A 12604-nucleotide genomic window follows, 5' to 3' on the forward strand; every position below is an offset into this window, starting at 1 on the left:
GCGCGATAGCGGTTATGGGTCCACGACGGCAAAGGAAGTTTCATGGCAAGCGATTCCGATACTTTTCGCAAACAGCAGGAGATGAGCGATGCGGTCAAGGCCGACTTGGCTGAGCATCCAGGCGCCTACACGATGCTAACCGGCGACCGTCCGACTGGTCGGCTCCATCTGGGGCATTATTTCGGCACCATCATCGAGCGCGTGCGTTTGCAGAATGAGGGCGTCAAAACCAACATTGTCATCGCCGACTATCAGGTGATCACCGACCGCGATACCACCGAGCATATTCACGACAACGTGCTGAACATGGTGATCGATTACTTGGCATGCGGCATGGATCCTGCGCGCACCATGATATTCACGCATTCCAGCGTGCCTGCGCTCAATCAACTGATGCTGCCGTTCCTGTCGCTGGTGAGCGAGGCGGAGCTTCTGCGCAACCCTACGGTGAAGGCCGAGCAGGAAGCGTCAGGCCATGCGCTCACTGGACTGCTTTTGACCTACCCGGTGCATCAGGCGTGCGACATCTTGTTCTGCAAGGGCAACATCGTGCCGGTCGGCCGCGATCAACTGCCCCATATCGAGCAGACGCGCCAGATAGCGCGGCGCTTCAACGAGCGCTACGCGAAGGTGTTCCCGGAGCCGGTAGGATTGCTCACCGAAAGCGTGCTCTTGCCGGGGCTTGACGGCCGCAAGATGTCGAAGAGCTATGGCAATGCCATCAGCTTGTGCGCTACCGAAGAGGAAACGGCCAAGCTCATCAAGAAGGCCCAGACCGATAGCGACCGCACCATCACGTTCGACCCGGAGAGCCGTCCTGGGGTGAGCGGTCTTCTTACCACCGCAGCGGTCACCACGGGGCGCACCGAGCAGGATATTGCTGCTGAGATCGGAGATGCTGGCGCGGGCGCGCTCAAGGCGTACGTGACCGAGAGCGTGAACGCCTATCTAGCGCCCGTCCGCGAGCGGCGCCGCGCGCTGGAGCGCGATATCCCCTTCATCGAAGAGGTGCTCGCGCAAGGCAACGAGCTGGCCAACGAGGTGGCCCAGAGCACCCTCGATGAGGTGCGCGAGGCGATGGGCATGGTGTATTAGATGACGGATGCTTCCATGCGCCTCGACCAGGCGGTAAGTCCGGAACGGGTCGCGCGGGCCGTATACACGGGCATCCGTGAGGCGGCATGCACCCTGCGCGCCGACGTTTTGGAGGCGATACGCGCCAGTTGGCTGGACGCCAAGAAGCATGAGAGCGCTTCGCGCGCGAGCGAGGTGCTCCATGCCATGGTGGAAAACGCCCTGATCGGCGACCGCGACCAGGTACCCATCTGCCAGGACACCGGTACCGTGTGGGTATGCCTCGAGCTGGGCGAGGAACGCCGTGTGTCAGGAGATGTGTTCAGTCGCGTCGATTTCGCGGTCGCGCGAGCCTACGAGGATGGTAAGCTCCGCATGAGCGTGGTGCGCGATGCCCTGTTCGATCGCACCAACACCAACACCAATGCGCCCGCATTCTGCGAGGTGCGCATGGTGCCGGGCAAGGGTGCTCGGGTGCACGTGATGCTCAAAGGGGGAGGCTCCGACAACGCTTCGCGGGTGGTCATGCTCTCGCCCGATGCAGGACCTGCAGGCGTAAAGCGCGCGGTGGTGGAATGCGTGCGCGAGAAGGCCGCGAACGCCTGCCCGCCGCTGATCGTCGGCGTGGGGGTGGGCGCCACGTTCGACAAGGTGGCAGGCTTGGCCAAGCATGCCCTTTTGCGCCCGGTAGGAAGTCGGGCGGCAAGCGATGAGGCAGCTGCTTTCGAGCAGAGCGTGCTCGAGGAGGTCAATGCGACCGGTATCGGTCCGGCGGCGCTCGGAGGTGCGCCCACCGCGCTTGCGGTGCATGTGGAAACGGCGCCGTGCCACATCGCTGCGTTGCCAGTGGCGATCAACATGGGATGCTGCGCTATGCGCAGTGCCACCATCGACCTGGTCACCGAAGAGGGTTATGCGCTGGAGTTTCCTGCGGCTCAAACGTGGGAAGGCGATGATATGAACATGCACCGTGTGGCAGATCAGGATGCGCAGGCAGCCGAGGAAGCGGCCCGGCGAAAGGAGCGCGCATGAGCGAGGCGATCGAACTCAATCTGCCGTGCTCGCGCCACGATCTTGCCTCATGCGTGGCGGGGGACAGCGTTCTTCTGAGCGGTTCGGTGTATACGATGCGCGACGCCGGGCACGCGCGGTGCCTCGCGTATCTGGAAGAGCACGGCGAGCTGCCCTTCGATCTGGCCGGTCAGGTGCTCTTCTATGCGGGTCCCACTCCGCCTGCCGCAGGGCGTCCTCTGGGGGCGGTCGGTCCCACTACGGCCAGCCGCATGGATTTCGCCACGCCGCAACTGCTGCGCGCTGGCATCGTTGCGACCATTGGCAAGGGCACGCGCTCAGCTGAAGTGGTGCGCGCGTGCCAAGAGACGGGCAGCGTGTATTTCGCGGCGGTAGGCGGCATCGCCGCGCTGCTGGCCGAGCGCGTGGTCCACAGTGAGCTGGTGGCATGGGAGGACCTGGGCACCGAGGCGCTGCGACGCCTTGAGGTGCGCGATCTGCCCGTTTTCGTGGAGATCGATACCGCAGGTCATGATTTGTATCGAAGCATCGAGGGCAGTTGCGCATGATCTTGCAAGTCGAGCATATCTCCAAGTCCTTCGGTGGCGTCGATCTTTTCAGCGATGTCACCTTCAAGCTCGAACAGGGCGACCGTCTTGCTCTTGTTGGCCCCAATGGCGCTGGCAAGACCACCATGCTCAAGATCATCACCGGTCAAGAAGATGCTGACAGCGGCAAAGTCATCTTCGCGCGTGGCGCACGCGTGGGATATCTTGAGCAGGAAGCGATCGAGATGGGCGCGGCGCCCGTCTTCGAAGAGGTCATGTCGGCGCAAGCCGAAGTGCTCGAGCTGGAACGCACGCTGAAAGAGCTCGAGAGCGGGCTCGGCGCGAATCCCACCGAGGCGCAGCTGGCAGCTGCAGGTCGCGCCCGTGATGCGTATGAGATGGCTGGTGGCTATACGCTCGAGGCAACGGTGCGCGCCGTGCTGTTCGGGCTGGGCTTTCGCGAAGAGGATATGACGCGCGCAACGAGCGAGTTCTCCGGCGGTTGGCAGATGCGCATCGCGTTGGCGAAGCTTTTGGTGCGCAATCCTGAGGTGCTCTTGCTTGACGAACCCACCAATCACCTCGATCTGGAATCGGTCAAATGGCTGGAGAGCTTCCTGCGCACCTACGATGGCTCCGTCATCGTGGTGAGCCACGATCGTGCGTTCATGGATAACATGGTCGATCGCGTCGCTGAGGTGGCACAGGGGCGCGTGACGCTGTACAAAGGCAACTACTCGGCGTATCTCAAAGCTCGCGAAGAGGCGCTCGTGCGCCTGGCCGCTGAGAAGCAGAAGCAGGACGAGGAAATAGCCAAGCTCGAGGCGTTCGTCGAAAAGTTCCGCTACAAAGCCACCAAGGCGAAGCAAGCCCAAGATCGCCTGCGCAAGCTCGAGCGTATCAAAGAGAATCTGATCGTGCTGCCCGAGCAGCGCAAGAGCGTGCACTTCAATTTCCAGCAGCCGCCACGCACGGGGGATGAGGTGGTGCGCGCCGAGGGGCTCGTGAAGCGCTACGGAGACCATGCTGTCTATGACGGTATCGACTTCACGCTATGGCGTGGCGACAAGGTGGCGCTGGTGGGTCCGAATGGCGCGGGCAAATCGACCCTGCTCAAGATGATCGCGGGCATTATCGCGCCAGATGCGGGCACCATCCGCTACGGGGTGAACGTGAGTCACACCTACTACGCACAGCATCAGCTCGAAGAGCTCGATGCTGCCAGCACCGTCTTCCAAGAGCTCGACCGTGCAGCGCCCGGCTGGACCATCAGCCGGGTACGCAGCTTGCTGGGCGCGTTCCTCTTTCATGGCGATGACGTGGACAAGCGCGTCTCGGTGCTCTCGGGTGGCGAGAAGAGCCGCCTTGCGCTTGCGAAGATGCTGGTGGCGCCGCGCCCTTTGCTGTGTCTCGACGAGCCGACCAATCATCTTGATATCTCGAGCGTGGACGTGCTCGAACAGGCGCTGTGCGCGTTCGAGGGCACCCTGCTCTTCATCACGCATGACCGCCACCTCATCCGCGGAGTGGCGAACCGTATCGTAGAGGTGGATGCCGGCACCTTGACCGACTACGCAGGTGACTACGATTACTACTTGTACAAATCAGGCCAGCTTGAGAGCAACCAGACTTTGTCGGCGTCCATCGTGGATGAATTGTTCGACGACGAATCATCCGGTGGCGCTGCTGCGACGAAGCCCGCGAAGGAAGCATCGCGCCAATCGAGCGCGCCCAAGAGCAAGGAGCAGAAGCGCGTCGAGGCTGAGGCGCGCAACCGGGCGCATGCAGCTACGAAGAACCTGCGCCGCCGCGTTGACGAGCTGGATGCTCAGCTCGCGCGCGATAACGCCCGTCTGGAAGAGCTCTTGGAGCTGATGGCCGACCCCGACTTCTACATGAAGGAGGAAGGCACTGCTGATGCTATCGCTGAGCATGCCTCGCTCAAGCAGCGCATCGCTCAGGCGGAGGGGGAGTGGCTTGAGCTCTCCGAACAACTGGAAGCAGAGCTTGCCCGTCATGGGTGCGCCTGACGCTGCTCTCCGGTTGCGGCCGTGGTAAACTGATCGAATGCCAGAATCAACGATTGCATATTACGTGTGCGCGATCCTCAGCTTCGTGCCAGCGCTGGTGCTCCACGAGGTGGCGCACGGCTTCGCGGCGTACAAGCTGGGAGACCCAACGGCTAAGAAGGCTGGGCGGCTCTCGCTCAACCCTCTCAAGCACATCGACCCGTTCGGGACGGTTATCTTGCCGTTGCTTCTCATGATCATGAATTGGCCCATTTTCGGGTACGCCAAACCGGTGCCGTACAACCCCGGCTACTTCAAGGATCCGCGCAAAGGAGACGCCATCACCGGTCTTGCGGGCCCGTGCGCGAACCTGTGCTTGGCAGCAGCAGCGGCTCTGTTGGCATGGGCGCTTGCAGGGGTGGCGCCGCTGCTGGCGCAAACCATGCCCGGGCTGTATTTCTATTACCTGTTCTTGCCGATGTTCTGTCTCATCAATCTGTACTTGATGTTCTTCAACCTGATTCCCATACCGCCCCTTGATGGTTCGTCCATCATCGCGCTGTTCATTCCGGTGAAGTACCTGCCCAAATGGTACTCGATCCAGCAGTACGCTTTCCCGGTGTTCATGATCTGCGTGATAGCGCTGCCGTGGCTGATCGGCATCAATCCGTTCAGCTGGTATCTGGATGCAACGGCAGGCAATCTTGCCGATCTGATGCTGCCGCCTGGGGTGCGCTAAGATGGCCTATCGCGTCAAGATAGAAAGCTTCGAGGGTCCCTTCGACCTTCTGTTGTACCTGGTCAGCCGCAAGAAAGTTGACATCGGATCCATCTCCATCACCGAGATCGCCGATCAGTACCTTGCCGAGGTGGCGCGCATGGAGCGCCTCGACCTCGACGTGGCGAGCGACTTTCTTCTGGTAGCGGCCACGCTTCTTGAGATCAAGGCGCAGGCGTTGTTGCCCGCGGCGCGTGACGAGGTGGCTGACGAGGTTGCAGAGCTGGCACCCGATGCGGCGCGCGATCTGCTGGTGGCGCGCTTGATGGAATACAAGCAGTTCAAAAATGTTGCATCCGAGCTTGATGCGCGGTTTGAATCAGAGGGGCGCATGCATAGCCGCCCGTTCGGACCCGATGCGTGCTTCTTGAACCTCATGCCCGATTTCCTTGAGGGCACCACGCTCGATTCGCTGGCATTGCTAGCCGCCGAGGCGCTCGCACGTCGCGAGCAATTCCTGCTGGAAAGCGAGCATATTGCCGCGAAGCCCATTCCGGTCGAGGTTCATGTTCGCGCTATCCATGCGCGCATCGAAGCGAAGAAACACGTGCGCTTCAGCCAGTTGATAGAAGGGCAGCGCACGCCTGCGCTTGTCGTGGTGACCTTCCTGGCCATTCTGGAGCTCTATAAGCGCCGCATGGTCGATCTGGTGCAAGATGAGCAATTCGGCGATATTTCCATCGATTACAAGGAAGGTTCGGGAGAGCTCGATCTGAGCGGTGATGACGAGCTGACATCTGTGGGGAGTTGACGATGTTCCAAGGTCTGAGCGAAGAGAACATAGAAGGCGCCATTGAGGCGATGCTGTTCGTGACCGATGAGCCGGTGGGCGTGTTGACGCTGGCCGATCAGCTCGAGTGCGATCCAGTGCTCGTTGAGGCTGCGCTCGTCGAGATCGCCCGCAAGCTCGAGGCGGACAATCGAGGCATCCAATTGCGCGAGGTGGCTGGCGGCTGGCGGTTGTTCACGCATCCCGCCTACCATGACGTCATCGAGAAATACGTGCTGTCGTGGGATACGCGCAAGCTTTCGGCGGCGGCCATGGAAACGCTTGCCATCATCGCGTATACGCAGCCCGTCACGCGCGCAGGCGTGGCGCAGGTGCGCGGGGTGAACTCGGATAGCACCGTGAGCAGTCTCGTCGAGAAGGGTCTCGTACGCGAAATGGGAACCTCTGATGCGCCGGGCAATCCCACTTTGTATGGAACGACGCGCGCCTTCTTGGAGCGGTTCGGTCTGCGCTCGACCAAGGACCTTCCCGATCTTGCCGAATTCGCTCCCGACGAGGAAACGCGGCGCCTGATAGCTGAGCGCCTGTCAGCTACCCGTGTGGCCCCCGAGGTGTCCGAAGAGGCAGCAGCGCTCATGGCCGAACAGATGCTCGAAGAGGATATGGATGCTCAGATGCAGGATGCCATCGCAGCTACGCTGGGTGTGGTGGATAAGATAGACTTCGACGCGCTCTCGTTCGATTTCGATCAAGAATGATGCGCCTCTCCCGATATCTGGCCCGCTCTGGTGCGGCATCACGCCGGGCGGCCGAGCGCCTGATCGACGAGGGGCGCGTTTCGGTCAATGAAGAGGTCGTTCGTCAACAAGGGGTCAAGGTTGACCCGCTGCATGATGAGGTGCGGTTGGATGGGCAGCTTCTCAAGCTTCCCGCAGAGCAGATGACGCTCATGCTGCACAAGCCAGCGGGATATGTGACCACCATGGACGATCCGCAGGGGCGGCCCACGGTGGCTGAGCTTGTGCCACTCGACGCGTATCCGTCGCTGTTTCCCATCGGGCGCTTGGATCGAGACACCACGGGGCTGCTCTTGTTCACGACCGATGGCGATCTGGGCAATGCGCTCGCGCATCCGAGCCATGCGGTGGATAAGCACTATCGTGCGCGCATCGATGCGCCTTTGGGCTCGCGCGCGCTCGATCGGCTGCGGCGTGGTGTCGATCTTGATGGGCGCATGACGGCTCCGGCGCGCGTGCAGATGGTGGAGCGTGGCGCGCATCCGGTGTATGCCATCACCATCCACGAGGGGCGCAATCGTCAGGTGCGGCGCATGTTCGAGACGGTAGGCGCATCGGTGATAGAGCTGCATCGGGCGCAGATCGGTCCGCTTTCGCTGGGAGATGTGCCTTGCGGGTGCTGGCGGGAGTTGACGTCGGCCGAGGTTGATGCGCTCGTCGGGCGCTAAGCATCGTGGCGAGCAAGTATCTGCGCGCGTGCGCGCGCATGTTGCTACAATGAAGAGCATCAGCAAGGGAAAGGTTCTTCAAAGCGTGCCAGACATGACAACAGATCAGAGAAAAGCGCCGTTCGATGCGGTGGTCGTCGTAGGACTGGGGTTGATCGGTGCCTCTTTGACCGCAGCGCTGAGGAAGGCGTATCCCGGCCTTGTCATCTTCGGGGTCGATACCGATGGGCGCTCATGTGTGGTGGCGCAAGAGCGCGGCTGGGTTACCGAGGCGAGCCGTCCTGATGATCCAGCATTCTGCCGTTTTTTGGCAGAGAAGGCCGACTTGGTGGTGCTCGCGACGCCGGTTGCCGCGGTAGATGAGTACATGAGCTTGTTGGCACAGACTGGCTATGCGGGCGTGTTGACCGATACGGTATCAACGAAAGCTCACCTGATCGAGGCAGCTTCCGAGCTGTTGCCCGACCCTTCGATCTACGTTCCCGGGCACCCCATGGCAGGGTCGGAGAAGGCGGGCGTCGACAGCGCGCGCTCCGACCTCTATGAAGGGGTGAACTGGATACTGTGTCCTGACGAGACCACCGATCCCGATGCGTTCCAGAAGCTCCATGAATTGATCTGCGGCATGGACGCGCGCGTGGTGTCGCTGCCGCGCGAGGTCCACGACGATGCGGTGGCCATCGTGAGTCATGTGCCCCATATGGTGGCAAGCGCGCTGATGCAGCTCGCGCTCGCGCATGTGGACGAAAGCAGATCGCTTCTGCGTTTGGCTGCGGGCGGGTTCAAGGACACCACGCGGGTGGCGGCTGGTTCACCTGAGCTGTGGTGCGGTATCGCCTTCGACAACGCATCTGCGCTTGCCGCAGGGCTTGACGAGATGGAAGGCATCCTGTCGCAGCTGCGCGAGACGCTCGAATCAGGCGACAAGCCCGCCTTCACGCGATTGCTCTCCACGGCAGCCGAGGCGCGTCGGCAGCTGCCTGCCGCCTGGGTGCCTGGCTCCGATAAGCTGATCGAAGTGCGCATTCCCATGGTCAACCGCACCGGCGTGGTAGCCGAGGTAACTACGATCGCCAGTTCGGTCGGTTGCAATATTCAATCCATCGAGATAGATCATGTGTCCGAAGGTAACGCCGTGTTGAGTCTCGTCCTGACCGACGAAGGCGATATCGGACAGCTCTCCTATAAGTTGATAGACGCTGGTTATGCCGTGTCGTTTAGTCCTCTGTCCCCAAAGGAGCACAGTCATGTCGAATAAAACGACCATCGAACCCCTGCAGGGTCCTTTGAGCGGAACTGCACGGGTGCCGGGCGATAAATCCATCTCGCATCGTGCAGTGCTGTTCTCAGCCATGGCCGAGGGCACCTCGCACATAAGCGGCGTGCTCGATTCCGAGGACGTGCGCTCGTCCATCGCAGTGGTGACCCAGTTGGGCGCAGTCGTTGATCTGGAGCCGTGTGAAGACGGATCGCTCGCAGGCACGGTGCGCGGCTGGGGGCAGGCAGGCCCGACGCAGCCGGATGCGCCCCTTGATTGCGGCAATTCTGGCACCACCGCGCGTCTTCTCATGGGCATGCTGGCGCCCTGGCCCATTCAGGTGACGTTGACCGGCGATGATTCGCTGCGCCGTCGCCCTATGCGTCGCAACACGGCGCCGCTCATGAAGATGGGCGTGCAATTCAAGCCCGCCGAGGCGGACCATCTGCCCATCACGGAGACGGGAACAGCCGACCTGCGCGCGATCACCTACGACGCGCCCATGGCATCGGCCCAGCTCAAGACAGCGGTGCTGCTCGCGGGCCTCTATGCTCACGGTACCACCACGCTGAACGAACCTGCACCGTCGCGCAATCATACCGAGCTGATGCTGCCTGAATACGGAGTGCCTACCACCGCCGGAACGCGCGTTGCCGAGGTGAGCGGTCCTGCCGTGATGCATGCATGCGATCTGCATGTGCCCGGGGATGCTTCCTCGGCCGCATTCCTGGTAGCGGCTGCGCTGCTCAAGCGAGGGAGCAGCGTCCGCATCGAGGGCGTTTCGCTGAACCCGGCGCGCATCGGTTTCGTGCGCACGCTTGAGCGCATGGGCGCCGACATCGCCGAGCACGTTGAGGGACACGAGGGCAAGGAGCCCTTCGGAAGCATCGATGTGTCCTTCACTGCTAGCTTGCACGGCTGTGAGGTGCCCGCTCAGCATTTCGCTTCCATCTTGGATGAGGTGCCGGTGTTGGCGCTCGTGGCGGCGCACGCGCGCGGCGTGACGGTGTTCAAGGGCGTGGCAGAACTGCGGGCGAAGGAGACCGACCGCATTCAGGCCATCATGGAGGGCTTGGAGAAGCTGGGTATCGATGTGTGGGAAGAGGGGGATAATCTCTACATTGAGGGCGATCCCCACCTGCGCGTCCCTGAGGGCCTTACGTTCGACTCGAAGGGCGACCATCGCATTGCCATGACCTGGGCTTTGGTGGGGCTGTGCGGAGAGGCGTCCGTTGCGGTGGATGATTTTGCTGCGGTCGCGGTGAGCTATCCCAATTTTCTGACCGATGTTGAGAGCATGGTGCGCGCATGATCGTGGCAATAGATGGGCCGTCTGGCGCTGGCAAGTCGAGCGTGGCGAAGGCGTGCGCCAAGCAGCTGGGCTTTTCGTGCTTGGATACCGGTGCGATGTATCGCGCTCTTGCTTGGTTGGCCCTTGAGCGCGGCGTGTCGCTTGATGACGATGCGGCGCTGGGGAAACTCGCGTGCACGTGCACGATAACGTTCGGCCATGTCACGGGCGATCCGGTTCCGCGAAGCGTGTCGATCGATGGTCGTGAGGTGACCGATGATATTCGCACCGCCCGCATCGATAAGGCGGTAAGCCCCGTGTCCGCTGCGCCCAGCGTGCGTAAGGCCATGCTCGAGCAGCAACGGCGCATCGGCCTGAACGGAGATTACGTCGTAGAGGGGCGCGATATCGGTACGGCGGTATTCCCGGATGCGGAGCTGAAGGTGTTCCTGACGGCATCGCCGGAAGAGCGTGCGCATCGGCGCGTACGACAAAACGCCGATCGCGGCGTGGGGTCCATCGATTATCCCGAGGTGCTCGCCGACATCGTGCGGCGTGACGAGTGCGATTCGAGCCGCGCAACGAATCCGCTTCGCCCTGCCGATGATGCCATACATATCGACTCCACCGATCGCTACATCGAGGATATCATCGCGCAGATCGTCGAGATGGCCCGCCACACCCAGGAGGTGCTGCGCTAAATGGGGCTTATTCTGCCATATGAGAAGATGTGGGACATGCCGCTTGGGGGCACCTCCTCCGACAAGCAGATCCCTCATTGGTTCGGCAATCTTGCGTATGTGGTCGTCGGTGGCGTGTGCAAGGTGCTGTTCCGGTATCGCGTCGATGGTCGGGAGAACCTGCGCGGCTTCTATGATGAATGCGGCGTGGTGGTGGTCTGCAACCATACGTCGTTTTTGGATGTGGCGTTCATCTATCTTGCAGCGCGGACGAAGCAATGGGTGCGCCTGATCGGGCGCGAATCGCTTTTCGATAATGCGCACGGGCTGGTCGGGCAGATTCTCTCGCGCGTGGGCGCGTTTCCCATCAAGCGCGAATCCGCCGATCGCACTGCCATCAAACGCGCGGCGCGCATGCTCAAGAATCGTGAGCTGGTGGGCATCTTGCCCGAGGGTACGCGGCGCGGCAAGGGAACCATGGAGCCGAAGCTGCATTCGGGTGCGGCGTTCATCGCGCGCATGGGCAAGGCGCCGCTGTTGCCCATGACGGTGCGCAATGCCGAATACGTCAAGCAAAAGGGCCAGCGCATTCGGTTTCCGAAGATCACCGTTGAGTACGGCACCCCCGTGCTCTTAGAGGATTTCGACTTCTTGCCCAAAGAGGATCGCTTGGATGGGTGCACTTGGTATGTGATGCGCGAATGCTTCGCGCTCTCGCAGCGCATTCCTGCACACGAGGTGGACATGGTCTCGCTGTTTCCCGATTCCAAGGATTTCTCCGCCGCGTTCGCGCACCATCCCGTTCCGCATCGCACGACCGCTGAGGTGGTGGAGCGTATCCGTGCTTCGCGTGAGGAAGGGGTCTCCTCCGAGAAGGATGCAGACCGATGAAGGTCGTGCTCGCCGATCATGCCGGAGCCTGCTATGGCGTGCAGCGCGCGCTCGATCTTGCCGATGCAGCGCTGCGCGAGGACGAGACAGCCTATACGCTCGGGCCTCTTATTCACAATCCGCAGGTCGTGGCCAGCTTGGCACAGCGCGGCGCCCGTGTGGTCGAGCAGGCCGATCAGGTGGATGGCGGCACGGTGATCGTGCGCAGCCACGGCGTGACTCCGCAAGAGCGAGCCGAGCTTGAAAGGCGGGCCGAGAAGGTCGTCGATGCTACCTGTCCGCATGTGGCGCGCGCGCAGAAGGCTGCCGCAAAGCTCGCGGAGCTTGGCTGCGTGCTGGTCGTGGGCGAGCCGGGGCATCCTGAGGTAGCCGCGTTGCGCGAGTACGCCCGAGCGGCGGGTGCGCGGGTGCATGTGGTGCTCGACCCAGCTGATCTGCCCGCCGATCTACCCGCGTGCGTGGGAGTGGTGGTGCAGACCACGCAGCGCGCAGAGACGCTGCGTGCGGTGATGGACGCTCTTGAGCAGCGCGGTATTCGCACTCAGGTGAAGGACACCATCTGCGCTGCGACCACCGAGCGTCAAGCTGCCGCCGAGAAGTTGGCAACGCAGGTGGATGCGATGGTGGTCATCGGGGGCAAGAACTCGTCGAACACCACGCGTTTGGCGGAGATATGCGCTCTGCATTGTTCGCGCACCTTTCACGTGGAGTCGGCTGCCGAGGTGCATGCCGCGCTCTTCGCAGACGGCGACACCGTAGGGGTGACGGCCGGTGCGTCAACGCCCGAGGATCAGATAACGAGCGTCGTGAACGCGCTCCGAAGGCTTTGACGATTTCTGCCGCGTCGCGCGCAGCTCGGAAGAGCACCC

At 62.0% G+C, this 12604-nt stretch carries 13 protein-coding genes; all 13 read left to right on the forward strand.

What is annotated here, in order from left to right; translation table 11 throughout:
- The first annotated feature begins 42 nt into the window (after window positions 1–42).
- The 13 genes from trpS (at window position 43) to ispH (ending at window position 12565) form a co-directional block, all read left to right on the forward strand.
- Window positions 43–1095 (forward strand): tryptophan--tRNA ligase, encoded by a 1053-nt coding sequence (trpS, locus tag NFR19_RS07705; protein WP_251213214.1) that lies wholly within the window; start codon window positions 43–45, stop codon window positions 1093–1095.
- On the forward strand, window positions 1096–2106 hold the full coding sequence (locus NFR19_RS07710; RefSeq protein ID WP_251213215.1) for a fumarate hydratase: 1011 nt from the start codon (window positions 1096–1098) through the stop codon (window positions 2104–2106).
- Window positions 2103–2654, forward strand: a complete 552-nt coding sequence (locus NFR19_RS07715; protein ID WP_251213216.1) for a FumA C-terminus/TtdB family hydratase beta subunit — start codon at window positions 2103–2105, stop codon at window positions 2652–2654. The genes NFR19_RS07710 and NFR19_RS07715 overlap by 4 nt, the downstream gene beginning before the upstream one ends.
- A complete protein-coding gene (abc-f, locus tag NFR19_RS07720) occupies window positions 2651–4663 on the forward strand; it encodes a ribosomal protection-like ABC-F family protein (protein ID WP_251213217.1) in 2013 nt (670 codons plus the stop codon). Before NFR19_RS07715 ends, abc-f begins: the two co-directional genes overlap by 4 nt.
- Before the next feature lie 37 nt (window positions 4664–4700).
- Window positions 4701–5381 carry a site-2 protease family protein gene (locus tag NFR19_RS07725; RefSeq protein ID WP_251213218.1) on the forward strand — a complete coding sequence of 227 codons (681 nt, stop codon included), beginning with the start codon at window positions 4701–4703 and terminating at the stop codon, window positions 5379–5381.
- A gap of 1 nt (window position 5382) precedes the next feature.
- The gene (locus tag NFR19_RS07730; RefSeq protein ID WP_251213219.1) at window positions 5383–6171 is read left to right on the forward strand and encodes a segregation and condensation protein A; all 789 of its coding nucleotides are present in this window, start codon (window positions 5383–5385) and stop codon (window positions 6169–6171) included.
- Between the two features lie 2 nt (window positions 6172–6173).
- Window positions 6174–6908, forward strand: a complete 735-nt coding sequence (gene scpB, locus NFR19_RS07735) for an SMC-Scp complex subunit ScpB (protein WP_251213220.1) — start codon at window positions 6174–6176, stop codon at window positions 6906–6908.
- Window positions 6905–7615, forward strand: a complete 711-nt coding sequence (locus NFR19_RS07740) for a pseudouridine synthase (protein WP_251213221.1) — start codon at window positions 6905–6907, stop codon at window positions 7613–7615. Before scpB ends, NFR19_RS07740 begins: the two co-directional genes overlap by 4 nt.
- A gap of 94 nt (window positions 7616–7709) precedes the next feature.
- Window positions 7710–8873: a prephenate dehydrogenase gene (locus NFR19_RS07745; protein ID WP_251213222.1), complete on the forward strand. Its 1164-nt coding sequence runs from the start codon at window positions 7710–7712 to the stop codon at window positions 8871–8873.
- Window positions 8863–10185 carry a 3-phosphoshikimate 1-carboxyvinyltransferase gene (gene aroA, locus NFR19_RS07750; protein ID WP_251213223.1) on the forward strand — a complete coding sequence of 441 codons (1323 nt, stop codon included), beginning with the start codon at window positions 8863–8865 and terminating at the stop codon, window positions 10183–10185. Before NFR19_RS07745 ends, aroA begins: the two co-directional genes overlap by 11 nt.
- Window positions 10182–10865, forward strand: a complete 684-nt coding sequence (gene cmk / locus NFR19_RS07755) for a (d)CMP kinase (RefSeq protein WP_251213224.1) — start codon at window positions 10182–10184, stop codon at window positions 10863–10865. The genes aroA and cmk overlap by 4 nt, the downstream gene beginning before the upstream one ends.
- Window positions 10866–11735 (forward strand): lysophospholipid acyltransferase family protein, encoded by an 870-nt coding sequence (locus NFR19_RS07760; RefSeq protein WP_251213225.1) that lies wholly within the window; start codon window positions 10866–10868, stop codon window positions 11733–11735. It abuts the gene before it with no gap.
- A complete protein-coding gene (gene ispH, locus NFR19_RS07765) occupies window positions 11732–12565 on the forward strand; it encodes a 4-hydroxy-3-methylbut-2-enyl diphosphate reductase (protein WP_251213226.1) in 834 nt (277 codons plus the stop codon). Before NFR19_RS07760 ends, ispH begins: the two co-directional genes overlap by 4 nt.
- Window positions 12566–12604 lie beyond the last annotated feature (39 nt).

The organism is Adlercreutzia murintestinalis, assembly GCF_943192905.1.
Lineage (GTDB): Bacteria > Actinomycetota > Coriobacteriia > Coriobacteriales > Eggerthellaceae > Adlercreutzia_A > Adlercreutzia_A murintestinalis.